Source organism: Actinoplanes sp. NPDC051537 (assembly GCF_055586105.1).
The window spans coordinates 346,330-372,140 of the sequence record NZ_JBVJIU010000002.1; the positions used below are offsets into that span (position 1 = coordinate 346,330).

Annotated in this window: 17 protein-coding genes; 3 read left to right on the forward strand and 14 right to left on the reverse strand. The window is 71.7% G+C overall.

What is annotated here, in order from left to right:
• The first annotated feature begins 143 nt into the window (after window positions 1-143).
• On the forward strand, window positions 144-3,200 hold the full coding sequence (locus ACZ6TB_RS05380; protein WP_465550875.1) for a TIM-barrel domain-containing protein: 3,057 nt from the start codon (window positions 144-146) through the stop codon (window positions 3,198-3,200).
• 9 nt (window positions 3,201-3,209) lie between these two features.
• On the opposite strand, the gene ACZ6TB_RS05385 is transcribed toward ACZ6TB_RS05380, so the two are convergent.
• From ACZ6TB_RS05385 to ACZ6TB_RS05395, 3 genes are read right to left on the reverse strand one after another with little or no spacing between them, the layout of a single operon-like run.
• Window positions 3,210-3,656, reverse strand: a complete 447-nt coding sequence (locus ACZ6TB_RS05385) for a hypothetical protein (RefSeq protein ID WP_465550877.1) — start codon at window positions 3,654-3,656, stop codon at window positions 3,210-3,212.
• An 11-nt stretch (window positions 3,657-3,667) separates the two neighbouring features.
• On the reverse strand, window positions 3,668-10,450 hold the full coding sequence (locus ACZ6TB_RS05390) for a polymorphic toxin-type HINT domain-containing protein (protein ID WP_465550879.1): 6,783 nt from the start codon (window positions 10,448-10,450) through the stop codon (window positions 3,668-3,670).
• A gap of 26 nt (window positions 10,451-10,476) precedes the next feature.
• Entirely contained in the window at window positions 10,477-13,713 is a 3,237-nt protein-coding gene (locus ACZ6TB_RS05395) for a LamG-like jellyroll fold domain-containing protein (RefSeq protein ID WP_465550881.1), read from the reverse strand.
• Between the two features lie 272 nt (window positions 13,714-13,985).
• Here ACZ6TB_RS05395 and ACZ6TB_RS05400 point away from each other — a divergent pair, with 272 nt between their 5' ends.
• Window positions 13,986-14,555 (forward strand): HD domain-containing protein, encoded by a 570-nt coding sequence (locus ACZ6TB_RS05400; RefSeq protein ID WP_465550883.1) that lies wholly within the window; start codon window positions 13,986-13,988, stop codon window positions 14,553-14,555.
• Between the two features lie 433 nt (window positions 14,556-14,988).
• Here ACZ6TB_RS05400 and ACZ6TB_RS05405 read toward each other — a convergent pair whose 3' ends face one another.
• The 4 genes from ACZ6TB_RS05405 to ACZ6TB_RS05420 are packed head-to-tail and all read right to left on the reverse strand — an operon-like array spanning window position 14,989 to window position 18,264.
• On the reverse strand, window positions 14,989-16,185 hold the full coding sequence (locus tag ACZ6TB_RS05405; protein WP_465550885.1) for an FAD-dependent oxidoreductase: 1,197 nt from the start codon (window positions 16,183-16,185) through the stop codon (window positions 14,989-14,991).
• The gene (locus ACZ6TB_RS05410; protein ID WP_465550887.1) at window positions 16,182-16,343 is read right to left on the reverse strand and encodes a hypothetical protein; all 162 of its coding nucleotides are present in this window, start codon (window positions 16,341-16,343) and stop codon (window positions 16,182-16,184) included. The genes ACZ6TB_RS05405 and ACZ6TB_RS05410 overlap by 4 nt, the downstream gene beginning before the upstream one ends.
• Window positions 16,337-17,140 (reverse strand): fumarylacetoacetate hydrolase family protein, encoded by an 804-nt coding sequence (locus tag ACZ6TB_RS05415; RefSeq protein ID WP_465550889.1) that lies wholly within the window; start codon window positions 17,138-17,140, stop codon window positions 16,337-16,339. The genes ACZ6TB_RS05410 and ACZ6TB_RS05415 overlap by 7 nt, the downstream gene beginning before the upstream one ends.
• Complete coding sequence (locus ACZ6TB_RS05420) at window positions 17,137-18,264, reverse strand: cupin domain-containing protein (RefSeq protein ID WP_465550891.1); 1,128 nt, start codon at window positions 18,262-18,264, stop codon at window positions 17,137-17,139. The genes ACZ6TB_RS05415 and ACZ6TB_RS05420 overlap by 4 nt, the downstream gene beginning before the upstream one ends.
• 48 nt (window positions 18,265-18,312) lie before the next feature.
• Between ACZ6TB_RS05420 and ACZ6TB_RS05425 the strand changes: the two genes are divergently transcribed.
• Complete coding sequence (locus ACZ6TB_RS05425) at window positions 18,313-19,074, forward strand: IclR family transcriptional regulator (RefSeq protein WP_465550893.1); 762 nt, start codon at window positions 18,313-18,315, stop codon at window positions 19,072-19,074.
• On the opposite strand, the gene ACZ6TB_RS05430 is transcribed toward ACZ6TB_RS05425, so the two are convergent.
• Genes ACZ6TB_RS05430 through ACZ6TB_RS05460 form a run of 7 tightly spaced genes read right to left on the reverse strand, consistent with a single transcriptional unit; the run spans window position 19,034 to window position 25,809 of the window.
• Window positions 19,034-20,068, reverse strand: a complete 1,035-nt coding sequence (locus tag ACZ6TB_RS05430; RefSeq protein WP_465550895.1) for an NAD(P)/FAD-dependent oxidoreductase — start codon at window positions 20,066-20,068, stop codon at window positions 19,034-19,036. The genes ACZ6TB_RS05425 and ACZ6TB_RS05430 overlap by 41 nt on opposite strands.
• Window positions 20,065-20,253, reverse strand: a complete 189-nt coding sequence (locus tag ACZ6TB_RS05435) for a ferredoxin (RefSeq protein WP_465550897.1) — start codon at window positions 20,251-20,253, stop codon at window positions 20,065-20,067. The genes ACZ6TB_RS05430 and ACZ6TB_RS05435 overlap by 4 nt, the downstream gene beginning before the upstream one ends.
• A complete protein-coding gene (locus ACZ6TB_RS05440) occupies window positions 20,250-21,407 on the reverse strand; it encodes a cytochrome P450 (protein ID WP_465550899.1) in 1,158 nt (385 codons plus the stop codon). The genes ACZ6TB_RS05435 and ACZ6TB_RS05440 overlap by 4 nt, the downstream gene beginning before the upstream one ends.
• An 11-nt stretch (window positions 21,408-21,418) precedes the next feature.
• Window positions 21,419-23,086, reverse strand: coding sequence for a CocE/NonD family hydrolase (locus ACZ6TB_RS05445; RefSeq protein ID WP_465550901.1), 1,668 nt, complete (start codon window positions 23,084-23,086; stop codon window positions 21,419-21,421).
• Complete coding sequence (locus ACZ6TB_RS05450) at window positions 23,083-23,943, reverse strand: MBL fold metallo-hydrolase (RefSeq protein WP_465550904.1); 861 nt, start codon at window positions 23,941-23,943, stop codon at window positions 23,083-23,085. The genes ACZ6TB_RS05445 and ACZ6TB_RS05450 overlap by 4 nt, the downstream gene beginning before the upstream one ends.
• Window positions 23,940-24,713 (reverse strand): alpha/beta hydrolase, encoded by a 774-nt coding sequence (locus ACZ6TB_RS05455; protein WP_465550906.1) that lies wholly within the window; start codon window positions 24,711-24,713, stop codon window positions 23,940-23,942. The genes ACZ6TB_RS05450 and ACZ6TB_RS05455 overlap by 4 nt, the downstream gene beginning before the upstream one ends.
• 1 nt (window position 24,714) lies before the next feature.
• Window positions 24,715-25,809: an FAD-dependent oxidoreductase gene (locus ACZ6TB_RS05460; RefSeq protein ID WP_465550908.1), complete on the reverse strand. Its 1,095-nt coding sequence runs from the start codon at window positions 25,807-25,809 to the stop codon at window positions 24,715-24,717.
• Between the last annotated feature and the right edge of the window lie 2 nt (window positions 25,810-25,811).

Consider the following 25,811-nt stretch of genomic DNA (forward strand, 5'->3'; position numbering starts at 1 on the left):
CATGCCCGGCGGAGCCCTGCCCGTCCCTACCGGCCGGCCGGGCGGCGTGGGCACACCCGCGGGCTGCCCATTGACAATCATCACCACGCGATGACAGCGTTTATATCGACGGATGTCGGTTTCGTCCGAGACGAGGAGCGGGCATGCTCGATCGTGGTTCGGTTCGGTCCCTGGCCGCGGCGGCGGCCGGCGGCATCCTGGTGGGCGGCCTGCTCCTGGCGCCGTCGTCGCCGGCTCACGCGGCCGGGCGCAGCGCCCGGGACGCGGCCGTGGTCTCCGGGAACGCGCGCTTCGAGGTGCTCTCCCCGACGCTCATCCGGACCGAGTACGCGAGCGGCGGCACGTTCACCGACGCGGCCACGTTCAACGCCGTCGGGCGGGATTCCTTCCCGGCCACGAGCTTCCGCAGCCGTACCGAAAACGGGATCTTGATCGTCGAGACCGACGCGATGACGGTGCGCTACCGGGTCGGGTCGGGATCGTTCTCGGCCGACAACCTGACCGTGCGGCTCAAGGCCGGCGCGCAGACCGTGCAGGCGGCGCCCTGGGCCGGGCACACCACGCCGGACTGCGCGCTCGGGACGCTGTGCGAGGCGGAATCGCTGGCGCTGAAGGGGCCGGGCGTCGCCACCGACCACGCCGGCTACACCGGATCGGGCTTCGCGGCCGGCTTCCAGGCGACCGGCGACTCGCTCGGGTTCGCGACCACCGCCGCGGCGGCCGGGAGCTACCAGCTGAGCGTGCGCTACGCCAACAGCACCGGCGGCGACGGGCAGAACGTCGCCCGCACGCTCTCCGTCGCGGTCGACGGCGGCGCGGCGCGTACCCTCACGCTGCCGACCACGGCGAACTGGGACACCTGGGCGATCGCGAGCGTGCCGCTGACGCTGACCGCCGGGCGGCACGAGATCGGCATCGTGCGGGCGGCGGCCGACTCCGGCAACGTGAACGTCGACAGCCTCGCCGTCGTCGCGCCGGGCGGCGCCTTCCCCGCGCCCACCCCGCCGGCGCCGCAGCCGTGTGCGTTCGGGACGCTCTGCGAGGCCGAGACCGGCGTGCTGTCCGGGGGCGCGAAGGCCGCCGGCGACCACAACGGCTCGTCCGGCGCCGGGTTCCTGGCGGGGCTCGAGCGGGCCGGGGCCGGGGACGCGCTCACCGTCACCGGGGTGCCGAGCGCGGGCTCGTACCGGGTGCAGCTGCGCTACGCCAACGCGAAGGCGGGCGCTCAGCCGATCCAGTCGAGGACCATCACGGTGAACGGGGCGACGGCGACGCTGCCTCCGACGAGCGGGTGGGACTATTGGCGTACGGTGTCGGTCCCCGTCACCCTCGCCGCCGGAACCAACACGGTGTCGCTGGGTTGCCCCACCGATGCCAGCTGCCACGTCAACCTCGACACCGTCGCCGTCACCACCGCCGGCGCGCCTCTGCTGGCCCCGCACGCCCCGCTCGGCGGGTATCGCCGCGGCCTCGACGGCGTCGACGGGGGCGCGCCGACCGTGCCGGGCCTGCTCTACCAGGACGGCTGGTCGCTGCTCGACGACTCGGCGTCGGCGCTGCTCTCGTTGAACGCGCGGCCACAGGCCGAGCAGGACGGATACATCTTCGGGTACGGCCAGAACTACGCGCGCGGCCTGACCGATCTGTCCACGTTGACCGGTCCCACCAAGCTGCTGCCGCAATGGGCGTACGGCGTCTGGTATTCGGAGTACTACGACCGCACGGCGGCCGACTTCCAGCAGACCATCGTTCCCCGTTTCCGCGCCGAGGGCGTGCCGCTGGACGTGCTCGTGGTCGACACCGACTTCAAGTCGCCGGACCGCTGGAACGGCTGGGCCATCGACCCGGCGAAGTATCCCGACCCGCAGGGCTTCGTCGACTGGGCGCACGCGCAGGGCATCCACACCGGCTTCAACATCCACCCGAGCATCCAGGGCTCCGACCCGCACTTCGCGGCGGCGCAGGCGACGGCCAAGGGCAAGCTCCAGCAGTCGGGCAGCAACTACGTCTTCGACTGGGGCGACCCCGACCAGCTCGCCGCCTACTTCCAGCTGCACCGCCAGATGGCCCCCGCGAACGTCGACTTCTGGTGGCTGGACTGGTGCTGCGACGGATCGCGGTCCTCGCTGCCCGGCGTGACTCCCGACGCCTGGATCAACAAGAAGTACGCCGACGAGACCGGCTTCGCGTTCTCCCGCGCGTACGGCTCGCTGCAGGCCGGCGGCTACAGCAGCCCGACCGCCGTGCCCACCGGCCCGTGGGCGGACAAGCGCACCACCCTGCACTTCACCGGGGACACCATCTCCGACTGGGAGACGCTGCAATGGGAGGTCGGCTACACGCCGGGCGAGTCGGTGGCGACCGGTCTCGCCGCGGTGAGCCACGACATCGGCGGCCACACGCAGGGCCTGCAGGAGCCCGGCGGCGAGCCCGGGAGCACCAAGCTCCCCGACGACCTGTATGCGCGATGGGTTCAGCTCGGAACGTTCCAGCCCATTGACCGGCTGCACTCCAACCACAGCGACCGCCTGCCGTGGCAGTACGGTCCCGCGGCCAAGGCGTCGGCCACGAAGTTCCTCCGGTTGCGCGAGCAGTTGTTGCCGTACACGTACAGCGCGGCCGCCGAGGCCACCCGCACGGGCATGCCGATGGTCCGCCCGCTGTACCTGACCTATCCGGCTTCGCCGGAGGCGTACGCCACGGCCGGCGCCGAGTACCTCTACGGCCCCGACATGCTGGTCGCCCCGGTGACCACGCCCGGCACCACGGCCACCACGCCGGTCTGGTTCCCGCCGGGCAGCTCGTGGACGGACTACTTCACCGGCAAGACGTACGCGGGCGGCACGACGGCCTCCGTCACGACGACGCTGGACACGATGCCGGTGTTCGTCCGCTCGGGCGGCATCGTGGTGACCGGCACCGCGTCGGCCCCGGCAGCGACGGTGAACGCGGGCGCACCGGGCCGGGCCGTTGTGCACGACGCGGTGCTTTCCTACCGCAACCAGACGCTGCGGATCGCCGGCGCGGCGAAGCGCCCGTGGGCCCTGACGATCCTCGACACCGACGCCCCGCGCGACGTCCGGGTCGGCGGCCATCGGGTGACCGGCTGGTCCTACGAGCCGGAAACCAGGACGCTGACGATCGGCGTCGCCGCCCGGAAGTCCGGGGGCCCGATCACCGTGACCTTCCGGCCTCGGTAGCGCACCGCGTCAATCCGCCAGCTCCGCAAGGGCGACGCCGTACGATTTCTTGTTCACCTCGGCGAGCCGGCTCATGTGACCGAAGAATTCCGCCCCCGCCGCCCGGACCGCGGAGAGGAATTCCGTGGAATCGGCGCCGGCTCGCCGGACCTCGTCACCGATCTTGCTGGAAACGATGACCCGCGAGCCTCGTCTCTCGAAAGCGAGAAGAATCGGCTGATCCGGAAAATAGGTGTCCGCACGCGCCCCGGCCCCCATCGCCTTGGTCATCGTGGCGATGTAGGCCCAGAGCTGATCCACGTAATCCCATTCACGCTTACCGATTATCTCCACACCGTCGACGGTCAGCTCGATGGCGCCCTCGATGTAGGCGGGGTCGGCCGGCGGGTCGGTCTGGGCATCCACCGGCCGGAAAGCGCCGTCACTCGATCGGAGAAACGTGGCTATCGTGATCACGGCTTCCCCCCTCAGGGCGCATAGAACTGGGCGATCCGTCCGTTGTTGACACCCAGGACGTAGTCGGTCCCGTTGACCGTACCTCGGAGCTGATACATGCCAGTGCTTCCCCGGCGGACGAGCGTATCGCGATTCTGACCCAGCACACCGCCGATGGCGTCTTCGATATCGCTCACCGACATCTTCCGATCGAAGAAGGACTGGGTCGCCCGAACGGAGCCGTCCCAATAATCGGGGTGATGCCTCGTCAGAATGTGCTCCATCCCCTTCTTGTCGAGAAGGAACGTCTGATTTCCGAATTGGAATCGCTTGCTGGACCAACCCCGAAGAACCGAAAGACACCCGTTGCTGTTGTGCACCAGCACCGGCGCACCGCCGGCGAGGACGTAGAACGTGTGGATGTCGGCGACGGTGAGGTTGTACATGTGCTGGGGGCGCGTGAACTCGCGCACCGACGCCACGCGCACGACGGTGTGGGCGGCGGCTTTCAGCTCGTCGCCGGGCTTCAGCTGGTCGACGCGGGTCCAGCGGCCCGTGGTGACGTCCCAGAACGGGTGGTTCTGGGTGGTGTGCAGGACGGCCTTCTTCCCGTGGCCGTCGGTCACGGTCAGGTCGGCCAGGTCGGTGTCGAGGTTGTCGTGCAGCAGCGTCACCGGTTCGGCGGCCGTGCGGCCGGTTGACGGGTCGGTGGCCGCGACCACGTCGCCGGCCTTGAGGGCCTTGATGGGCTTGGTCGAACCGTCGGCCATCAGGACCGGGGTGTCGGCATCGAAGCTGCACTTCAGCCCGCTGATGATGTCCGCCGCCCGGGCGCCGTCCTCGGCGCCGAAGGCGGCAAGGTCGCCGGCGGCGATCTCGAAGTCGCCGACGCCGCCGATGGCCAGCATCTCCGCGGTTCCCAGGCCCTCGCCGAGCTTGAACCAGATGCTGTTCTGGTCGACGCCCTCCGCGTCGAGCGCCTCCGACCACTTGTCGTTCAGCTTCTTCTCGAGATCGTCGTCCTTCGAGAGGATGCCGACCAGGCCGGTGCCGGTGTGGACCACGCCGGTCTGCACCCCTCCGAACATGTCCTGGTTGGCGGCGGCGCCGCCGTCGTAGTGCGCCCTCTTCAACTGGTCGTCGACCTGCTTGGCGCGCTTCGCCAGCTTCTTCTTGTTCAGCCGCGGCAGGACGCGCAGATCGACGGATACGCCGTACTTGGCGTCGATGGCGCCCGACTCGCAGTCGGTGCAGGAGACGCCGCCCGCGGTCTGTTGCGCGCAGGTGAGGGTGGCGCAGAAGTTGGCCGCCAGGCCGGTCGGGTCGGAGGCCGTCGCCGGGTTGTTGTCGGCGTACGCGTAACCGTTCCACTGCTGCGGATCGGTCAGGTCCTGGACGGGGTCGACCGACACGAACTTGCCCAGGCTCGGGTCGTAGTCGCGCGCGCCGAGATGGGTCAGGCCGTCGGGCTCCTTCGTGCCGCCGACGAAGCCCTTGTCCATGGACGCCGGCCAGACGCCGACCCGGGCGCCGCGCTCGTTGCCGAACGGCAGGGTGCGCCGGCGGGTGAAGGCGAGCGTGCTCGCGTTGACCGTGACCTCGGCCGTGCTGTGCTGATCGCCCGCGAGCCAGTTGACACCGGCGGCCGTCCGGACGGCGATGCCGGCGTAGTAGCGGGTCGCGGTGACCGCGCTGGCGGTCTTGCGGATCTCGGAGCCGTCCGGCAGGTAGAGCGTCGTCCCGGCGGAGTCGCGCCGGATCAGCCGGTTCCCGTCGGCGTCGTACACGTAGCTGGTGCCGCTCGCCGTGTTGGCGGCGAGCCGGTCCTCGTTGTTCCAGGTCAGCGTCTGGCTGTTGGTGGCCGGGCAGGTGTTGGTCGCCGTCCCGCCCGGCCGGCAGACGGTGTTGCCGTCGGCGTCGTACTGGTAGTTCTCGGTGCGGGTGGCCGCGCCGGTGGTGTTGACCTGGGTCGCGGCATGGGGCTTGCTGCCGGCCGCGCCGCCCTGGGCCGGATAGAGGTAGTCGCGGACGGTGTCCCCGGCGGCGGCGTGCCAGGTCTCCTTGGTGCGGCTGCCGGCCAGGCCGGCCGCGCCGGCGTACTCGTAGGAGTGCCAGTACGGCGCGCTGCCCCCGATCGCGGCGTTGGAGCGGGCCGCGTCGCAGTCACCGCCGGCCGGCGTCCACGCCTCGGACAGCCGCCGCAGGTAGTCGTAGGCGTAGCACTGGGTGTCGCTGCCGCCGCCGGCCGGGGTGTCGCCGATCCGGGTGAGGTCGCCGGCGTCGTCGTTGTTGTAGGCGAAGTTGAAGAGCTCCGGCTTCAGCTCGGGGATGGCCTTCGACGACAGCAGCCGGCCGCTGTGGTCGTCGAAGGTGTAGTTCAGCCAGACGCGCTTGGGCTCCGCGCCGAGCACCTGCTGGGTCAGGCGCCCGAGCTTGTCGTAGATGACGTCCTGGATGTAGATCTGCGCCGAGGACAGCAGCCCGGTCGCGGCGCCGAGGTCGTTGTAGCCCTGGAACAGCGTCTCGGTGGGCAGGTCGGCCGCGGCCGGGAGGACGGTCGAGGCGACCTGGCCGTTGGCGCGGTAGGTGACCCCGTCGGCGAACGCGCACGGCGTCGCGCCGCCGGCCGCGCACAGCGTGCCCTCGGTCGAGGGGATCGTGAGCTTGGTTCCGGTGGCACGGCCGGCGGCGTCGAACCCGGTGACCTCGTTGACGTACTGCTGGCCGCCCTCATACCGGATCGACTTGTACTGCTGCCCGATGCCCCTGGTCAGCCCGTCGTAGAGCCATTCCGCCTGCAGTGCGCCGGTCGCCGAGCCGAGGCGCTCCGACACCTTGCGGCCGAGGTCGTCGTACGCGTAGGCGAGCGTGATGCCGCGCGCGTTCGTGGTCGAGGTCAGCTCGCCGTCGGCGTCGTAGCCGGAGTAGGTCGTGCCCCGGTCCGGGTCGTCGGCCTGGACCTGCCGGCCGGTCTGGTCGTAGGTGTACTTCCAGAGGTTGCCCGCCGGGTCGGTGACCGTGGCGAGCTCGTCGCGATCGGTGTACGTGTAGCCGATCCGGTCGTACTTGGCCGGATCGGTGCTGCCGGCGTCGGCCCGGCTCTTGTACTGGCGCACCTCGATCTGCCGGCCGCGGGCATCGGCCACGGCGCCGGTGGCGGTGCCGCCGGCCGCGGGAGTGAGGTCGACCCGCTCACCGTGGTAGGCGGCGCTGTTACGCCACTTCTCCACCGTGCCGACCATGAAGATCGCGGCGGTCTTCCGCCCGGCGCCGTCGTAGGCGTTCACCGTGGTCGCGGGCGGCGGCGGGTCGCCCGGCCCACCGGCGATCTTGTCCGGGTTGATCGGGTTGTTGGTGGTGTCGTAGTACGGGATCGAGGTCCAGTCGAGCAGGCCGCGCGAGTCGTAGACGGTGTCGGTGACGACCCGCCCGCCGCCGGTCGCCTGCGTCTGGCTCTGCCGCTCGCGCAGGAGGCCGTCATAGAGCTTGACGGCGGTGGCGTAGACGTTGGAGCCGTTCGGCACCAGCGACTTGGTGGTCACCGCCGTCGGCAGGTTGTTGCGCAGCGCGTACCCGTACGAGACGTTCGGATAGTTGGCGAAGGACGCCTTGGACCGGCCCGGCAGCCACACGCCGAGCAGGCGGCCCGATCCGTCGTAGGTCTCCTCGGTGGTGAAACCGTTGTCGTCCACGGACTTGGTGGCGACGCCCCAGGCGGGCTGCAGGGTGGTGGTGACCTTGTGGCCGAGCGCATCGATGGTGACGGTCTGGGTGAGCGGACCGGCCTTGTCGGGGGTGTAGTCGACGTGGGTGTTGCGGCCCAGCGGGTCGTACGCGTCCTTGACCCGGCCGTCGGCGTCGTAGGTGCCGCGGGCGGCGATCGTCCAGGTCGGGGTCGTGCCGGTCCACGAGCTGATCTGCTCGACCTTCGCGGCGTCGCCCTTGACCGGCAGGAAGGTGTTCCAGTCGTTGGTCTCGAGGTCGTACGTCGTGCGGGTGCTCGCGAGCATGTCGCCGGGAAGCGCCGGCGTGGCGGCGCAGTTGACCCCGACCGTCTCGGTCTTCTTGACCGCCGCGAGCATCCAGTTCGTCTCGTTGCGGGCGTACCAGGTGCGGGCGCAGCGGTCGTCGGCCGCGGTGGCCTCGTCGCCGAGGTCGTCGACCTGGGTGACGAGGTTGTCGGTGTTGTAGCTGCTGGCGGTCTTCGTCCAGCGAGTCGCGCCGGTGGACAGCTTGGTGCGGGTCCGCGTCGAGGCGGTGTTGGTCATCCACGCCTTCAGCGACCCGCTGGTCGCGGTCGGGCCCTGTTTGCCCGGCGTCGTGATCGTCCCGGAGATCCAGTCTCCGCCGGCGCCGAGCAGCGTCGTCTGCTCGCGCAGCATGCCCGCGTACGCGTCATCGTCCTTGATCAGTACGTCCTGCGAGTCTTTCACCGACACGTCGCGTACGCCGGAGGTCTGCTTGTCGCCGTCCATGCCGCGGAAGTACAGGTACTCGGTGGCCGACTGCGTCCCCGATTCCAGGCCGCTCCGCACGCGCACCTGGCCGTAGCCACGGAACTCGCCCCAGGTGCGGTTCTTCTCCGGTACGAGCTCGGAGTCGTCGTAGTGCCAGGCGGGCGCGTCGAGGTAGTCGTAGTTGGTCTGCTGGTGCGTGAACCCGCCGGTGTTGTCGTACACGTCGACGCGGTCGACCCGGTAGTTGTGGAACCAGTCCTGGGTCGGTTCCTCGCCCGGCGCCCCGTACCACTGGGGGAAGCACCGGGACGTGTTGGTGGGGGCCGAGGGCAGGGCGCTCCGGGTGCACTGCGGCAGTGAGTACGTCGGGACGATCTGCGCGCCCGACTCGGTGGTCACCTTCATGATCCGGGACCGGAACAGGCTCGATCGGCCGTCGGCCGGGCCGTCCACCCGGTTCGCCAGCGGGTCCGAGCCCGCGTCGAAGACGATCTCCGGATCGGTGACCGCCGCCCCTCCGGCCGCGGTGACCTTGCCGCTGTGCGTGACGCCGGCCAGCCACATCGGCTTGCCCTCGTTACCACCGGCCTGGAGGTACGTGTGCCGCAGCGTCCACTGGTCGACGTCGGTGTAGCCGGAGCCGGCGAGCACCTGCGTCCGGACCTGCGCGAGCCGCTTGCCGGTCCAGAACGTCGGCGACAGCTGGCTCGTGCACGGGGCGGCGGCGCAGTACTGGTCCCAGGGAGTGTCGGGCCAGGACGCAGGCACCGGCGTGGTGCCGGTGTAACAGGTGGCCGCACACCGGTCGGCCACGTCGAAGACGACCTGCGCGGCGGCCTTCGTGGTGCTCGCGGCGTCGGACCGGTTGCCGTACTCGACGCGGGTCAGAAAACCGCCGCGGTCGTACGTGGTGAGCTTGGCGGGATCCCCCTCCCGCCCATACGCGCCGCCCTCTCTCGTGTAGAAGAGGGTCATCGTGTTGCCGTGGGTGTCCACGACGTAGTCGAGGTTCCAGCGCCAGCCCTGCGTCCGGCGGGATGCCGCGAAGTTCCCGGCCGTGTAGCCGGGCTCGTTCGGATGGTTGCCGTAGACCGGCACGGTCCAGGTCGAGGCGGTGGCGGTGGCCGCGCTCGCGCCGCCGACGCCGTGGTTGCGGCCGAAGTAGTACTGAGTGCCGTCGGTCGTGGTGACCTTCCAGTACTCGTTGTCGTCGTCGCCGTTGCCGAAGCTGCCGTCCTTGAGCAGCTCGATCTTCTCGCCGCCGTCGGCGACGCCCTTCCAGGTGTTGCCGGCCGCCTTGACCAGCTCGGTGGCCTGCCCGTTGAGCGAGATCGTGGCGTCGCCCTCGGGCCTCTTCCAGCACAGGTCGCCGGTGGTGACGCCGGCGCTGTTCGGGGTGGTGCCGCCGACCGCGTCCTTGTCGTCGGCGCAGGAGACGAACTGGCGCTCGATGTAGCCGGGCCACATGTCCCAGCCGTCGCCGATCCACGAGCCCTGAGTGTTGGTGCCGGCGGTGCGCCCGTCGACCGACAGCGAGGAGTACGACAGGCCGAGCGACGGCGACGGCCCGTTCAGCGCCGGGGGCATCCGGAGGTCCTGGCTCCAGGTGAAGGCGCCGGTCTGCTCCGAGACCTGCCAGGTGGCGGCCTGCGACAGGCTGGTCGCCGCGTACGTGCCGTTCTCGCCCGAGGGCCCGGCGGTCAGCGCCAGCGTCGTGACCGCGCCGGAGCCGGCCAGCGGGACTTCCGCCGTGACCGTCGACCCGGCGGTGTCGTTGCGGCTGTTCAGCACGCGGCCGCCGGCCAGGTCGACCAGCCGCAGCCGGGACGCCCAGTCGCCGCCGTAGGCCTGGGCGAAGGCCGAGTAGTCGACCGTGACCGGGGTCGAGCCGGCCGTGCGCACTCCGTCGGCCCGGCTCACGTCGAGAATCAGGCCGGACACGCCGGCCCGGGTCGCCGCGGCGTGATCGCGCACCGAGACGGCGACCTTCCCGACCCGGCTCGACGAGGGCGCGGCCCAGACCGGAAGGGAGCCGGCCCGGACCCGCCCGGCCGGCTTCGCCGCGGCGAGCGCGGCACCGGTGCTCAGGTCGGCGGTCCCGGTCCCGGCGGCCGGCCAGTTCACCACCGGCGTGGCACGGACCTCACGGTCGCCCGCCGTCCACGCCGGACGCGTGGTGTGCGTGGCGTCGTGCCGGGGCACGCCGGTCACTTCCTTCGGCGTGGGAGGTGTCCACCCGGTCGCGGCGGCCGGGCCGGCCGGCGCCTCGGCCGCCAGCGTCGTGGCGACCACCGCCGCGATCACTGCCGCCAGCCGCCGGGTACGGCGGCCCACCAGGCGCGCCTCGTGTGCGTTCACGTCCGTCGTCCCCCGCTGAGGTGTCGTCATGAGATGGCCCAGAACGCGATCTGCTCGGCGCTCTGCGCCTTCTGCACCGCGTAGGTCTCGTCGAGCTCGCCGGCGAAGCGGTCGACGTTCGCCCCCTGCCAGGCGCGGCCGATCGTGAAGACCCCGTTCGCCGCCCACATCGCCGGGGCGTACGCCTGCTGGACCTCGGTGCCGCCGACGGCGAAGCCACCGTTGACGTAGAGCTTCATGGTGCCGCCTGCCTTGTCGTAGACGCCGGCCAGATGCACCCAGTCACCGGGTATCACGAAGTCCGTGGTGCAGATCGACTGCCGGGTCGCGGCGCTGGTGCTGTCGGTGGGTTGCAGGGAGAAGCACCAGGACGGGTCCTTGGCGCCGTCACCGTCCGCGTCGAGCACGTCGTTGCGCAGCTCGATCCGGAAGGCGTCGGTGTTGGCGCCGGCCTGCGAGACCACGCTGTGCGTGCCGGTCGTGGGCTGGTCCGGGTCGAGGCGTGCCCACAACGCGACCGTGAAACCGGCCGGGTTCGTGGTGTCCAGCACCGGACCGGTCGAGTACAGGTCGCCGGTGCCGTCCACGGTCAGCGCCGACGGGCTGTTGTGCCCGGCCTCGCTCCAGCTGGTTCCCTGGGTGCTGCGTTTGAGCGGATGGTCGTTGTCGGGCGCCGACGGCGCCGGGTCGACCCGGTCGTCGATGCCCCAGAACGTCTCGGTCCCGGCCGCCGGCCGGACGAGGAACTCGTAGTACCTCTTGTCGGAGGCCAGGCCGCTGGTCGTGCGGGACTGCACGGACAGCTTGTTCGGCCCCTCGGCCTTCGGCGTGATGCCCGCGAGGGTCGTGGTGCCGGTGACTTCCCGCAGGGACAGGTCGTCCCAGTACACAACCTTGCCGGTCTGCCCGGCCGGGAAACCGTTGTAGAGGCGGACGAACGCCTCGGTCGCGCCGGTCGGCACCGACATCGTCATCGACAGCCATTGCCAGCCGTTGGTGACCGTCGCCTTCGTCGACGAGTACACCAGGTACGAACCGGTGCCCACCCGGGAGAAGCCGACGATCCGCAGGCCGCGCGGTTCGCCGTAGCTGCCGGTGGTGCCGAGCCCGGTGGCCGCCGGCACATAGATCCAGCCGCTCACCGTGTAGCGGTGCCCGGCCAGCATGCCCACCGCCAGGCCGCTGTGGTCGTCGATGCCGAGGGACGCGAACGAGTCGCCCTGGGTGCCGGCGTCGGTTGCCGCGGTCGCCGCCGGTGCCACCTGAACCGACCCGGCCGCGAGGTGGCCCATCGTCGCGTTGCGGGTGACCACCGAGCTGTCGCCGGCCACGAACCCGGTGATGTTCGTCGAGACGGTCTGCTGGTTGGCGGTCAGCATCTCGCTGCCCTTGACGCCGGCCGGGACGGTGACGGCCTCGCCGTCGTTGAGCTGGTAGGTGTACTCCAGCACGTTGGCCGCCGCGTTCGGCCCGAAGGTGAAGTCTCCCTTGATGCCCGGCCCGCCGTTCCACACGCCGGTCGAGCGTTCCGTGTACGGGGTGCCGCTCACCGTCGGCAGCGTCGGCATCGCGGTGTTGACCGTGAAGTCGAACCAGCCCGACCAGTTGCCGCAGAGCGCCGCCCCGTTCCAGGTCTCACAACCACGGACCCGCCAGGTGTACGCCGCGTCCGGCAGTTTCGCGTAGCCCGACGGTGGCACGATCTTCCACGCCCGCGTGGCGCCCGAGGCGACGCCGGTGACCGTCGTGCCCGAGCGGCCCCACGACACCGTGTGCGCGGGGTTGTAGACCTCGAACTCGGCCCGCATCGTGGTCGAGTCCGGATCGCTGAAGGTGGCCTTGATCGTGGGCGTGCCCGAGCTGACCACGGCCGGCGAGTTGCAGGCCGTGTAGCACGAGTCGATCGCCTGCGCGGTCGGCGTGTTCGGCTTGTGATCGTAGGTCAGCTCGACGTAGGGGCGGCCCGCGGCGGCCTCCGCGGAGTTGAACTTCTTCCAGCTGTTGTGGTTGCCCTCGCTCGACGCCTTCAGGCCGATCTTCGCCATCGTCTCGCCGGGCGTGTCGGCCACGTACTGGAAGATGCTCTTCACCGAGATCTCCACCCCGCCGGCCGAGCATCCGCTGTAGCCCTTGGTCTGGGTGGAGAGGCCGGCCCGCTCGACCCAGCTCGGCTGGTTGGCCCAGGTGTACGACGTGTCGGCCTGCGAGACCCGCCAGCTCTCCCACTGCATCTCCGTGCACGACCAGGAGTGCGAGTTGTAGAGGTGCAGCGTCGCCGTGCCGACGGTCGCGCTCTCCAGCGCGGACGGCTGCTGGAACCGCAGCAGCGATCGGGCCAGGCAGCCCGAGCCGCAGCCCTCGTCGGCGTCGTCGCTGTAGCCCAGCTTCAGCTCGGTCGACCCCGACTGGTTGGTGTTGTAGGTGTCCTGGATGAACGCGTCGTAGACCGGGTTGAGGTCCACCGCCGGATCGATGGTCACCGGGAACTTGAGCCCGGGGTCGCCGAGGAACGCCCGGTCCGGCGTGAGCACCAGGTCGGTGCCACCGCTCGCGTTGAGCTCGGTGGTCACCCTCACGGGGGCACGACGCGCCGGGTCGCCGGTCTTCGCTGAGCGCCGCGCATCCCACATCTCGGCCGGCGGCAGCGACACCGTGCTGCCGAGGGCCGACCGCGCCTGGATTCCCTTGGCCGAGGCGGAGGTCACCGCCGCGCCGGACCACGGCATCGCGATCGTGCCGACCCCGGCGAGGGCCCGATTGTTCTTCACCACCAGCGAGTACTCGAAGCCGGTCGGCCGGGCCCGCACCACCAGGTCGACCCCCGCGCGCACCTCGGGGTAGGTGGCGGTCGCGCCGTTCAGCTCGGGTGTGGGCAGCGCACCGCGCCAGCCCACCGACACCTTGTCGCCGCCGGCGCCCAGGTCGACCAGCGACTCGCTGCCGCCCGCCCGTTTGCCCGACAGCGTCAGGCCCCGCGGGTGGGCCTTGGGCCCGACGCTGCCGTCCGCCTTGCGTTCCATCGTGAGGTCGACCGGGATCCACCTGCCCGCGGTGTCCCGCATCCGCTCCGGCGCCGAGTGCAGCTTCATCCGGAATTGACCGTCGGGCTGCGCCCAGACCTCCGTCGTCTCCGACGTCTGGCTGGTCACCAGGACCGGCAACCGTTTCCGGTACGCCAGCCGCATCGCCGACGCCTCGTCCGGCGCCTCGAGCGCGGCCGGGGCCTTCGGGGCGGCCGCCGCCGGCTCGGCGTCGACCGCCACCGCCACGCAACCGGCGGCCGCGGTGAGGACCGCGGTGGCGAGGCGCGGAAACCCTCCAAATTGGACATACGAATGACGCGAAGCGGCCCACCGGCGCATCGGAACCCCCGTTGATCAATTCCGTTGGCGCGGACGATACGGCACCCAGGACTCTCACAGGAAGACCCGGTTCGATGTGATGCGCGTCGATGGCGCGACCGGCGGGCACGGCGCTCGCCGCGTTTCCCGGACCGCCGGTTGAGCGCGGAATGTATCGGGCAGAATGACTCCTCGTGCGGATTCCTCCGGATGACGAGATCCGGGCGTTGCACGAGCGGTTCGCGCCGACTCCGGCCGCCCTCGAGCTCGTGCTCACCCACTGCGAGATCGTGGCCGGCATCGCGGCGCAGCTGCTGCGGCCGGGGCTGGACGCGGCGCTGGTGCGGGCCGGCTGCCTGCTGCACGACATCGGGGTATATCGGCTGCGGCCCGGGGACCCGTACATCCGGCATGGGATTCTCGGCCATGAGCTGCTCCGTGGGCTCGGTTATCCGGAGGAGCTCGCCCGCTTCTGCTCGTGCCACACCGGCGTCGGCATCACCCGCGACGACATCGAGCGGCAGGGGCTTCCGCTGCCGCCGGGCGACTACGTGCCGCGGACCGGCGAGGAACGCCTCGTCATGTATGCCGACAAGTTCCACAGCAAGACCACGCCGCCGGCGTTTCTCACCGCGGCGACCTACCGGGCCGAGGTGGGCCGGTTCGGAGCGGACAAGGCGGCCGCCTTCGCGGCCATGACCGAGGGCTACGGGGAGCCCGATCTCACCGCGCTGGCGGCGGCCAGTGGGCACCTCATCCGGTGATTGCGGCCGTACGCCCGACCACGAGATCCCGGCCCTGCTCGCCACCTGGCGGCTACCGTCTCCGGGATGTTCTAGGGCTCCCGCTGGCCGGCCATCCCGGTCCGGCGGCGGTGGCCGCGCCGCCCGCCGACGCGAAGGAAGCCCGGCCGGCAGCCCAGCGCGGGGTGCTCGAGCCCACGGGTCGCGAGGTGGCGGTGCCAGCCCACGGGCGCGGCTGACCGCCCGCAGCCCGGCGTGGTGCCGGGTGGCGTCGCTGGACAAGGACGGCTACCCGCGAATCGACCTGATCCGGCCCGACGGCGCCGACCGTCGCGAGCACGGTGGAGATCAGCCCCGACGCGACCAACGTCTTCTACCGCAACGGCGTCCTCTCCTGGGTCACCGGCACGACCGACGAGGACTTCGTGCGCCACGCCCTGGACCTGCGCACGGTCTAGGCCGGTCGGCCCGGGAACATCGGCGGTTCCTCGGCGGGGGTGCGGGCGGTCGGGCCGAACAGCCAGTCCACGTACGTGTAGTCGTAGACGTCGCGGGTGCGCAGGACCTCGTTTCGCCAGTCGCGCTTGTCGCCGGTGTGGTGCCACAGCTCGCCCCAGGAGCGGGCCGTGGTCAGGACGCGGCGGCAGTGCTCCGGGCGTACGGCGTTGTAGGCCGCGAGCATCGCGTCCCAGCCCTCGCCGGCGTGGGAGGCGAGCACCCAGGCGTCCTCGATCGCCATGATGGCGCCCTGGGCCAGGTACTGCAGCGGCGGGTGCGCGGCGTCGCCGGCCAATGCGATCCGGCCCCGGACCCAGTTCATCAGGGGATCGCGGTCGAACATGCGCCACCAACGATCCCGCCACATCAGCGGCAGGCCCGAGCGCACCTGGGCGCACGTGTCCTCGAAGGCGGCGTCCAGCTCGTCGGGGGTGCCCCAGTCGTCGAGGCCGGCAACCGCCTTCGGCGACTCGAAGACGGCCACCTGGTTGAACATCTCGCCGTGGCGCAGCGGGTACTGCACCAGATGGCAGCGCGGTCCGATGTAGACGACCACGTCCTTGAGGTGCACGTCGAGCTCGGCCACCCGGTCGATCGGCACGGCGCCGCGGTAGGCCACGTAGGCCGAGCTGACCGGCCGGTCGTCGCTGAACAGCTGGCGGGCGGTGGAGTGCAGGCCGTCGGCGGCGATGACGACGTGGCCGAACGAGGAGCCGCCCGCGTGCACCGCCACCGCGCCGTCGGGGGCCTGCTCGTAGCCGGTGACCTGCGCGTCGGTAACCAGCGAGACGCCCGCCCGCCGGCACGCCCGCAGCAGCGTGCCGTGCAGGTCGCTGCGATGGATGACCAGGTAGGGGAAGCCGTAGCGCCGTTCCACGTCCTGGAGGTCGAGGCTGCTCAGCACGCCGCCGTCGACGGCGTCCTTCATGACGATGCGCTGCGGCAGCACGCCGAGCGAGCGCACCTCGTCGAGCAGGCCCCACTCGTGCAGGATCCGGGTGCAGTTGGGGGCGATCTGCATGCCGGCGCCGACCTCGCCGAAGCGCGACGCCTGCTCGAGCACCTCGACCCGCAGTCCCCGGCGGGTCAGGGCGAGCGCGGCGGCCAGGCCGCCGATTCCGCCCCCGACCACGACGACGTCGGAAGTTGTCATGACAGTCCCTTCAGAGCCGGCGGGGAGGAGCAGGGGCGTTGACGGCGCCGCGCGTCGGCCGCGTGGATCATCACCTCGCGGGCCCGCAGCCAGGCGATCTCCGCGGCCGGCACGACGCGGCCGTGCGCAGTACTCACATGGGCCAGCAGACTCAGCATGCCTTGACTTCCGAGCGGCCGAGGCCCTCGATCTCGGTGACCAGCACGCTGCCGGCGGTCAGGTAGCGGGCCGGCTTGCGGGCGTGCCCGACTCCCCCGGGCGTGCCGGTGGCGATGACGTCGCCGGGGCGAAGCGTGAGGATCGTCGAGATGTAGCGCACCAGCGCGACCGGATCGAAGACCAGATCGGCGGTGCTCGCGCGCTGCACCACCTCGCCGTCGACCGAGGCGCTCAGCGTCAGCCGCGGCCGTACGCCGCCGGGCAGCTCGTCCGGCGTGACCAGGTACGGCCCGAACGGCGTGCTCGCCTCCCAGGTCTTGCCCTGCAACCACATCGGGGTGCGGTACTGCCAGTCGCGCATGGTCACGTCGTTGAGCACGGCGAACCCGGCGATGGCGGCCGCGGCCTCGTCCGGCGAGGCGCGCCGCACCGGCTTGCCGATGACCACCGCGAGCTCGGCCTCCCAGTCCACCGCGTCGGACTCCGGGGGCAGGACAATGTCGTCGTACGCCCCGACGAGCGCCTCCGGGTACTTGGCGAACAACGTCGGGTACTCCGGCAGCGGCCGCCCCATCTCGAGGATGTGGTTGCGGTAGTTCAGGCCGACGCAGACGATCTTGCCCGGGTTCGGGATGACCGGCGCGTAGCCGGCGGCCTCGACCACCGGGCCGTCCATCGATGAGGACGAGGCCAGCACGGCCCCGACGTCGGGCACGCCGAGGTCGATCAGGGTGTCGCCCTCGACCCGCACCGCCCGGGTCTCGCCGGAGTGCGTGCGAACGGTGGCCAGCTTCATGCGTCGGTTCCCTCGATCTGCGTACGGTCGAGGCCCAGCGCCTCGAAGATCGGTGCATCGCCGAACGTGAACAGGTCGAGCCCGCCGGCTTCGGCAAGAACCGAGAACGGCTCCCACGACGGCACCACGAACAGGTCGCCCCGCGCCACCGACCAGCTCCGGTCCCCCACCGTCACCCGGCCGCCGCCGTCGAACACCTGGTAGACCGACGATCCGGTCTGCCGGCGCGGCGCGGTCGAGACCCCGGCGCGGATCCGGTGCATCTCGGCCCGGATCGTCGGCAGCACGTCCCCGCCCGTGGTCGGGTTCGTGTAGCGGACCGCGGCGTGGCCCGGCTCGACGACGCCGGGATGGCCCTCGTCGTCCAGTGCGAGCTGGTCCGCCAGCGCCCGGTCGGTGTCCGCCCAGGCGTACCGCAGCAGCGGTGTTCCGTTTTGCGAGCCGGCAAAGGCGACCGGTCGCAGGCCCGGGTGTGCCCACAGGCGCTCGGATCGCGACCGGGACGGCGTGCCGTGCTCCTCGGGGCTGATGACGTCCCGGCCGAACTCGAAGAACTGCGCCTCGTTCGAGTACTGGAACGGGATGTCGAGGCCGTCGATCCAGGCCATCGGGCGGTCGGCGGCGTTGTGGTGGGCGTGCCAGTTCCAGCCGGCCTGGGGCAGGAAGTCGCCGCGGCTCATCGGCACCGGGTCGCGCCCGACCACGGTCCAGACGCCCTCGCCCTCGACGACGAAGCGGAACGCGTGCTGGGTGTGCCGGTGCTCGGGCGCGTCCTCGCCCGGCATCAGGTACTGGATCGCCGCCCACAGCGTCGGGGTGGCGAAGGGGCGGCCGCCGAGCGACGGGTTGGCCAGGGCGATGGCGCGGCGCTCGCCGCCGCGGCCGACCGGCACCAGATGCCCGGCGCGATCGGCCAGCCGCACCAGGTTGTCCCAGCGCCACAGGTGCGGCCGGGCCTTCGAGCGCGGGTGCGGCGGCATGAGGTCGCCGATCTCGGTCCACAGCGGCACGAGCAGCTCGCGCTCGAAGCCCCGGTACAGCTCGGCCAGGTCGTCGGAGGGTGCGGGCTGGCCGGGCGCGTCGACCATGCCGAGCCGGACCGGGCCGTCAGCGAGTTCAGACATGCTTCCAGCTTGTAGGCTGGGTGTGGAAATAGAACAGGAGATTCTGTTGTGAAGAATCCACCGAACTATTCGATCCGCAGCGTCGACCACGCCCTCCAGCTCGCGGTGCTGCTGCAGGTGGAGGGTCCGCTCAGCGTGGCCGAGGCGGCTGACCGGCTGGCGGTGGCGCCGTCGACCGCGCACCGGCTGCTGGCGATGCTGGTCTACCGGGATTTCGCGGTGCAGCGGGAGGATCGGCGTTATGCGGCCGGCCCGGTGCTCTCGCTGAGCGCGAGCTCGCAGTCGCGCACGGCGCTGCTGCGGACGGTCGCGATGCCGCACCTCGCGGCCCTGGTCGAGCGGCTGCGGGAGAGCGCGAACCTGCAGATCCTGAGCGGCGACCACGTGCGGTTCATCGGCTCGGTGGAGTGCACGCAGGCGCTGCGCGTGGGCAACCGCGAGGGCATGGTGTTCCCGGCGCACCTGGCGTCGGGCGGGAAGGTCCTGCTGGCCGGGCTGCCGCCGGAGAGCCTGGCCGCGCTCTACACGGACGAGCGGTGGGCCGGCCGCGAGGAACAGCGGCCGGCCCTCGCCTCGCTGCGGCGGGAGCTGCGAAACGTACGGGAACGCGGGTTTGCCATCAACGCCGGCAAGACCGAGTCGGGGGTGACCGCGGTGGGCCGTGCGATCCACGATGAGCAGGGCCGGGTCGAGGCCGCGGTCTCGGTGTCGATGCCGACCGCGCGCTTCTCGCAGCACCGCCTGCCCGAGATAGTCGCGGCCCTGGCCCTCACGGCCCGGGATGTGGAGGAGCAGATGCGGCCGCGCTGAGCTTGCGCAGGCGCGGGATCGGGATGCGGTAGTTGACCGCCGCGACCGTGCCCGATTCCCACCGCAGCAGGCCGTCACCGTCGAGCCGCGCCGGCGGACCGGCGGCCGGCAGCGGTCCGACCACCTTGATCGACAGCCCGAACTGCTCGGTCCAGAAGTACGGCCGGTGCTCGAACCTCGGGGCGGCGTCACCACGCAGCAGCGCCGTGGCCGCCACCCGGCTCTGCTCGATCGCGCTGGTCCACAACGGAATCCGGCGCACGCCGCCGGGAGTGGGCACGGCCGCGACATCGCCGGCGGCCACGATGCCGGGCGCCAGCCGACCCCGGTCGTCGACCTCGAGCGGCCCGGTCCGGCCGAGCCACTCGACGTTCGGGAGGTCGCCGACGGCCGCGACGACCAGGCCGGGCTCGGCCGGCACGGTGGTGGCGATGCGCAGGCCGCGTTCCCGGGCCGCCGCCACGACCAGGTCGGACAGATGGTCCCCGAGCTGCGCGAGCAGCGGGCGGCCACGCGCCACGAGGGTGACCTCGCAGCCGGCGGCCAGGCAGCCCGAGGCGATCTCCATGCCGAGCGGTCCCCCGCCCACGACCGTCACCGCGGGCCGCTCGGCGATCCGTTCGCGCAGGCGCAGGGCGTCGTCGAGGCCGCGCAGGGTCAGACCGCGGCCGAGCCGCCGGGCCCGGCACCCGGTCGCGACGACCAACCCGTCGTACGGCAGCCGGGTTGCGTCGTCGAGGTCGACCAGCCGCCGGTCGGCGTCGAGGCCGGTCGCCCGGACGCCGAGCAGCTCGGTCGCGTCGTGGGTCGGGGGCGGCAGCCGGTGGGCGTCCGGGTCGTCGCGCAGCAGCGCCTTGGAGAGCGCGGGCCGGCTGTAGGCGGCATGCGGCTCGTCCCCGACCAGCGTCAGCTCGCCGTCGAAACCCTGCGCCCGTAGCGTGTCGGCGGCGGTGAGACCGGCGATGCCGTTGCCGACGACGACGATCCGTCTCATTGCAGTCGCAGCGCGGCGACCGGGCAGACCCGCACCGCGGCGTTGGCGGCGGCCACCTCGTCGTCGCCGACCTCGTCCCGGTCGAGCACCAGCTCGCCGTCGTCGTCGAGGTGCATGAGCCGCGGCGCCGCCTCCTCGCACAGGCCGTGGCCCTCGCAGCGCGGCCGATCCAGCGTGATCCTCATGCCGGCACCACCTCCAGGACCGGGAGCCGGTCGATGCCGCGGGTGATGTTGGCGGGCAGCCGGGTCTCGGGGCCGACCACCAGCCGCTCGACCCGGCGGGCCAGCGCCCCGATGACGGCGTGCGCCTCGAGCCGGGCCAGGCCCTGACCGGCGCAGCCGTGCGGCCCGTAGCCGAACGACAGGTGGTCGACCGGGTTGCGCTCGACCCGGAAGGTGTCGGGGTCCTCGTAGTGGCGGGGGTCGCGGTTGCCGGCGCCGAAGAGGATGGCCACCTGGCTGCCGGCCGGCACCGTGACGCCGTCGATCTCGACGTCCCGGGTCACCCGCCGTCCCCAGGCGTGCACCGGCGCCCAGAAGCGCAGCACCTCGTTGAACGCGGCGGGCACGAGCGCGGGGTCGGCACGGACCCGGGCGAGCTGGTCGGGGTGGGCCGCGAACAGGGCGATGACGTTGCCGACGGCGGCGACGGTGGTGTCGAGGCCGGCGCCGAGGTACTGGTGGATGATGTGCCCGGCGGTGCCCGCGGGGATGTCGCCGCGGCCCTCGGCGTCGAAGATGCCCCGGCCCACCGACCCGGGCGCGAGGTCGGCGGCGGTGACGGTCGAGCACCAGCCGTAGAGCTCGCCGGCGATCGGGAAGTTCTCGGCCGTGCGCCGGTTCATCGGGCCGATCACCTCCATCGCGGCCTGGCCCCAGCGCAGCATGTTGGACCGGGCGTGGCCGGTGAAGCCGATGAGGTCGGCGACCACCTCCAGCGGCAGCGCGCGGGCCAGCGCGTCGATCGCCTCGAAGGATCCCCCGGCGACCAGACCGGCGACGAGAGCGTCGGCCTTGGCGTCGATCCCGGCCTTCATGCCGCGCAGCGCGCGCGGCGAGAGGTTCTCGGTGAGGGCGGCGCGCAGCCGGGTGTGGTCGGGCGGGTCGGAGGCGAGCGAGGTGCCGGTCAGCGCCTCGTTGACCGCCGGGTTGAAGCCGATCGACGCCGAGGAGAACGTCTCCCAGTCGGCGAGGGCGTCTCGGATGACGTCGTAACGGGTCAGCGCGTAGACGTCGTTCTTCGGCAGGTGGACCACGCGGGCCGTCTCGCGCAGCTCGGCGAAGGCCGGGTACGGGTCGAGCAGGACGTCGTCGGCGAACAGATCGAGGTCGGACATGGGCTCTCTCCCTACGGCCGGGTGGTGAAGGGCAGCACGAGCCGGGACGGGTGGGTCGCGTCCCGGTAGATCTTGTGGGTGACCGGGCGGCCCACCGGCAGGTGGAAGGCGTCCGGCGGGAGCAGCGCGTTGTGCGCGTCGGCGAGGGGCTCGTCGTTGGACAGCTCGACGACCAGGCGGTGCCCGGGCCGGAAGCTGGTGGCGAAGGGGTAGAGCCGGACGACGTACTCCTCGATCTTGCCGGGCTCGACCGGCACCGCCCGGGTGTGCGGGTGGTACGGGTTGCCCTCGGTCGTGCGGTCGTCGAGCTCGCGGTGCGAGGCCTTGAGGAAGCCGGTGGTGACGAGTTGCCGCTTCCCGTCCGGCGCGGCGTCCCAGAGCCGCAGGATGAGGTTGGTGTCCTCCTGGTCGATCTCGACGAACAGGTGCGCGGCGCCGGCCCCGATGAGCTCGGTGGCCCGCTCGAACGGCTCGCTGCTCCAGCTCACGACCTGGACGGTGTCGGTCACCGTCAGCGGCGCCTGGTAGAAGCCGTCGGGCGCGACGTCCATCAGCTCGGGAGACGGCGAGAGCTTGTGCCGCGGGCGGAGGTAGAGCGGCCGGTGGTCGACGGGACGGGGTGGCCACTGCGCGCCGGTCACCAGCGAGCGCGAGCCCTCGACGAAGACGCGTACGGCGGGCTCGTCCATGACGCCGTTGTCGATGCCCTTGAGCCAGTACTCGTACCAGCGGAACATCTTGTCGTGCTCCTCGACCCAGGGGCGCGACTGCATCGGCGGGTACGGGCCGATGTCCAGCTTCTTGGGGCCCGTCAGCACGTCGAACAGCTCGATGTGGCCGTCGACCGTCCATCCTCGACCCTGGTCGATCTGGAGGTAGACCGGGACGTCGATGTTCCGCGCCAGCGTGATCGGGTTGCGTTCCTCGTACCAGTCGCCGTCCAGCTCGTTCAGGACGATGTCGAACCAGAGCTCGCGGTTCTTCGGGTAGCGCAGCACGTGCACGAGGTTCGGCCAGGCCGCCACGTCCGGGTCCGCCAGCCGCCGGTCGACCAGCTCCTTCAGCACCTCCGGCGGATACTCGGCGACCATCCGGGATTTCACGTCGGTGTGGGCGATGCCGGAGTCGCCGCCTCGCCCCTCGCGAGCCGCGCGCGGCATGAACCAGAGGACGCCGCCGTGGTAGGTGGTCTCGTAGAAGTCGAAATGGCCGCCGCTCACGAAGATGGCCTTCAGGTGCGGCGGGCGCTCGGCGGCGGCGAGCACCTGCATCGACCCGAAGTAGGAGATGCCGATCATGCCGACGTTGCCGTCGCACCACGGCTGCGCGGCCACCCATTCGATGACGTCGTGCAGGTCCTGCCCCTGGGACACGCCGCCGAAGTTGTAGTTGCCGACCATCTCGCCGCCGGAGTCGCCGGTGCCCCGCATGTCGCCGATGACGTGGACGTAGCCCTCGGCGACCACGCGGGCGATGTCACCGGCTTCGATGCAGCCGTCCCACATCGGGCTCGGGCGGCGCTGCGGCGGCGTCGTGAGGGCCAGGGCCTGCAACTCTTTCCCGTACGCGCTCATGGCGACCAGTGCGGGACAGGGCTTCGCCTCTTCGCCGTGATAGGCGTCCACCACGAGCTCGACGCCGTCCCGCATCGGCACCCGCAGGTCCTTGCGGATCTTCATGCCCTGTCCTTCCGGTAGCCGTGCACGGTGGTGTAGAACGGCGACGGCTCCAGCGCCGGGTCGCCCCGGTAACCGAGGTCCGCGCCGGTCGCGACGGCGCCGGCGATCCGGGCCTCGATGTCGAGGCTCTCCTGGAGGGCCTGGCGCGCCTGGCCGGCATCAAGCTCGACGCCGTACGACTCGCCGTCCGCCCGCCGATAGGGATGGCCGAGGAAGAGCCGCCGCGGCCGGATGTCCCGCAGATACCGCAGGCTCGCCCGGTAGGCCGCGGGGTCCTCGTAGCCGGGAAAGCCGTTGGCCGCGCCGTGCATCTGCACGGCGTCCCCCACGAAGACGTCGTCCTGCCCCTCGACGACATAGGCGACGGATCCCTTGGTGTGGCCCGGAATCGCGTGCACCCCGACGGCGACGCCGCCGCCGAGCGACAGCGTCTCGCCGCCGCGCACGAGCCGGGTCGGCTCCATCTCGCCGGAGATGACCGCCGCCGCGGTGGCCGTCTGTTTCGCCTCGCCGTCGGGGTCGTTCAGGTAGCGGCCGCGCCCGTCGAGGTACTCGTCCACGTGCGCGCGCCGCGAGCGCAGCATCGGCGCGTCGGCCTCGTGGATGACGACCTCGGCGCGGCGGCCGGTGAGCTCCCACAGCGCGTACGCGCCGCCGACGTGGTCGATGTGGCCGTGGGTCAGCAGAATCCAGCGCACGTCCTCGATGCGGCGGCCGAGGGCGGCGAGCGCGGGCGCCATCCCCTCGGCCGGCGAGGTGGCGATGCCGGTGTCGACGATGGCCGGCTCGGGCGCGTCGAGGAAGAAGCTGTACAGCCCGAACCGGCCCCAGGGCGAGAACAGCGGGTGGACGTTCATGCGAGGAACTCCGCCGTCTCCGCGAACACCCTCTGGTACTCCGGAATCGACGAGAAGTGCTGCACGAATCCGTGGCCCGCGCCCGCGTACCGGCTCAGGGAAACCCGGACGCCCGCCTCGCGCAACCGCCGCCCGTAGCTCTCGCCCTCGTCGCGCAGCGGATCGAGCTCGGCGGTGACGATGAGCGCCGGCGGCAGGCCGGTGAGGTCGGCCCGTTTGATCGGCGAGACGCGGGGATCGGCCGGGTCGGCGCCGCTTTCGAGGTAGAAGGCGTTGAACGGCTTGAGCCCGGCCGTCTCCAGGCCGTGGCCGACGGCGTTCTCCCGCAGCGACGGGTAGCGGTCCTCGTCGAAGTCGAGGTCGAGCGACGGGTAGTAGAGAACCTGGTGGGAGACGAGTTCCGGCATGGTTGCCGCGATGACGGCGGCGAAGTTCCCGCCCGAGCTGTCCCCCGCGACCGCGACCGGGCCGTCCGCGGCCGCCCATCGCGCGACGCGGAAACAGTCGTCGAGGCCGGCCGGGAAGGCGTGTTCCGGAGCGAGCCGGTAGCCGACGGCGATGACCTGCCGGCCGGTGGCCTCGGCCAGGGACCGGCAGACGTGGTCGTGGGTGTTGAGGCTGCCGAGGAAGAACGCGCCGCCGTGGAGGTAGACGAGCTTGCGGCTCGACACACCGTAGGTGCGGATGGGGACGCCGCCGACGGTCGTGTCCAGGGGTCCCTCGGCGGCGCGCATCGCCACCGGATCGAGCGTTTCGGGGTGCAGCGACATGTCAGCCTCGCCTCTGGCCGGTTTTCTGGCCCGGGAAGACGTCGTCGAGCTCGGCCTCGGTCCAGCCGTGCCGCGAGATGCGCTGGAGCTCGTCGGTGACCGGCTTGCGGGCGGCCTGGAACGCGGCCAGCGCGGCCGGCACGGAATCGGCCTCCCGCAACGCGTCGGCCAGCGCGCCGGCGTCGAGGATCGCGGAGTTCGCGCCCTGTCCCTGGTGATGCAGCATCGAATGGGCCGCATCGCCGACCAGGACGACGGCATCCGAGTGCCAGCGGTCGACCGGGTCGATGTCGTAGACCGCGCGGACGTTCACCGCGTCGAGGTCGAGGTCGCGGGTGATGCGGACGATCCGCTCGTCGAAGCCCTCGACGGTGGCGAGCAGGTCGTCCCTGGCGACCCGCGGCGCCCAGGTCGGGTCCGGGCAGAGGGCGGTGATGTCGAACGAGACCTGGTCGCGGTGGCGCAGCGGGAGCAGGTAGACCTTGGTGCCGCGGCCGATGTACATGCGCAGGTTGTCGTCGACGCACAGCCCGTAGGCGGCGTCGGCGTCGATGACCGCGCGGTAGGCGTGCTCGCCGGCGAAGACCGGCTCGTTCGCCGAGAACAGCGCCCGGCGGACGACCGACTTGATGCCGTCGGCGCCGACGACCAGGTCGGCTTTGACGGTCCGGCCGCCGGCGAAGGTGAGCACGCCGTCGTCGTCGACGCTCTCCAGCTTGTGGCCGAGCCGCACCATGCCCGCGGGCAGCTCGCCGACGAGGGCCTCGATGAAGTCGCCGCGGTGGATGAGGTGGGTCTTCGCGCCGTACGCGTCGATCTCCGGCCAGGCCTCCTTGGCGATCGGCTCGCCGGTCGCGGTCAGGATCTCGAAGTAGTCGCTCGGCGAGCTCACCCGCGCGATCGCGTCGAAGATGCCCCACTGGCGAAATCGGTCCATCGTGGACGGCCGGAGGCCGATGCCGGCGCCCACCTCGCGGATCCGGGTCGCCTGCTCGTAGACCGTGACGTCGGCGCCGAGCCGGCCGAGGGCCTTGGCCGCCGCCGCGCCGCCGTATCCCGCACCGACGATGGCGATTCTCAGGCCGTTGATGTCCATGG

Bases quoted from the DNA above. Each gene is read 5' to 3' on its own strand.
- ACZ6TB_RS05380 (WP_465550875.1), top strand. From the start codon at position 144: ATGCTCGATCGTGGTTCGGTTCGGTCCCTGGCCGCGGCGGCGGCCGGC.
- ACZ6TB_RS05405 (WP_465550885.1), bottom strand. From the start codon at position 16,185: ATGACAACTTCCGACGTCGTCGTGGTCGGGGGCGGAATCGGCGGCCTG.
- ACZ6TB_RS05410 (WP_465550887.1), bottom strand. From the start codon at position 16,343: ATGCTGAGTCTGCTGGCCCATGTGAGTACTGCGCACGGCCGCGTCGTG.
- ACZ6TB_RS05415 (WP_465550889.1), bottom strand. From the start codon at position 17,140: ATGAAGCTGGCCACCGTTCGCACGCACTCCGGCGAGACCCGGGCGGTG.
- ACZ6TB_RS05420 (WP_465550891.1), bottom strand. From the start codon at position 18,264: ATGTCTGAACTCGCTGACGGCCCGGTCCGGCTCGGCATGGTCGACGCG.
- ACZ6TB_RS05430 (WP_465550895.1), bottom strand. From the start codon at position 20,068: ATGAGACGGATCGTCGTCGTCGGCAACGGCATCGCCGGTCTCACCGCC.
- ACZ6TB_RS05435 (WP_465550897.1), bottom strand. From the start codon at position 20,253: ATGAGGATCACGCTGGATCGGCCGCGCTGCGAGGGCCACGGCCTGTGC.
- ACZ6TB_RS05440 (WP_465550899.1), bottom strand. From the start codon at position 21,407: ATGTCCGACCTCGATCTGTTCGCCGACGACGTCCTGCTCGACCCGTAC.
- ACZ6TB_RS05445 (WP_465550901.1), bottom strand. From the start codon at position 23,086: ATGAAGATCCGCAAGGACCTGCGGGTGCCGATGCGGGACGGCGTCGAG.
- ACZ6TB_RS05450 (WP_465550904.1), bottom strand. From the start codon at position 23,943: ATGAACGTCCACCCGCTGTTCTCGCCCTGGGGCCGGTTCGGGCTGTAC.
- ACZ6TB_RS05455 (WP_465550906.1), bottom strand. From the start codon at position 24,713: ATGTCGCTGCACCCCGAAACGCTCGATCCGGTGGCGATGCGCGCCGCC.
- ACZ6TB_RS05460 (WP_465550908.1), bottom strand. From the start codon at position 25,809: ATGGACATCAACGGCCTGAGAATCGCCATCGTCGGTGCGGGATACGGC.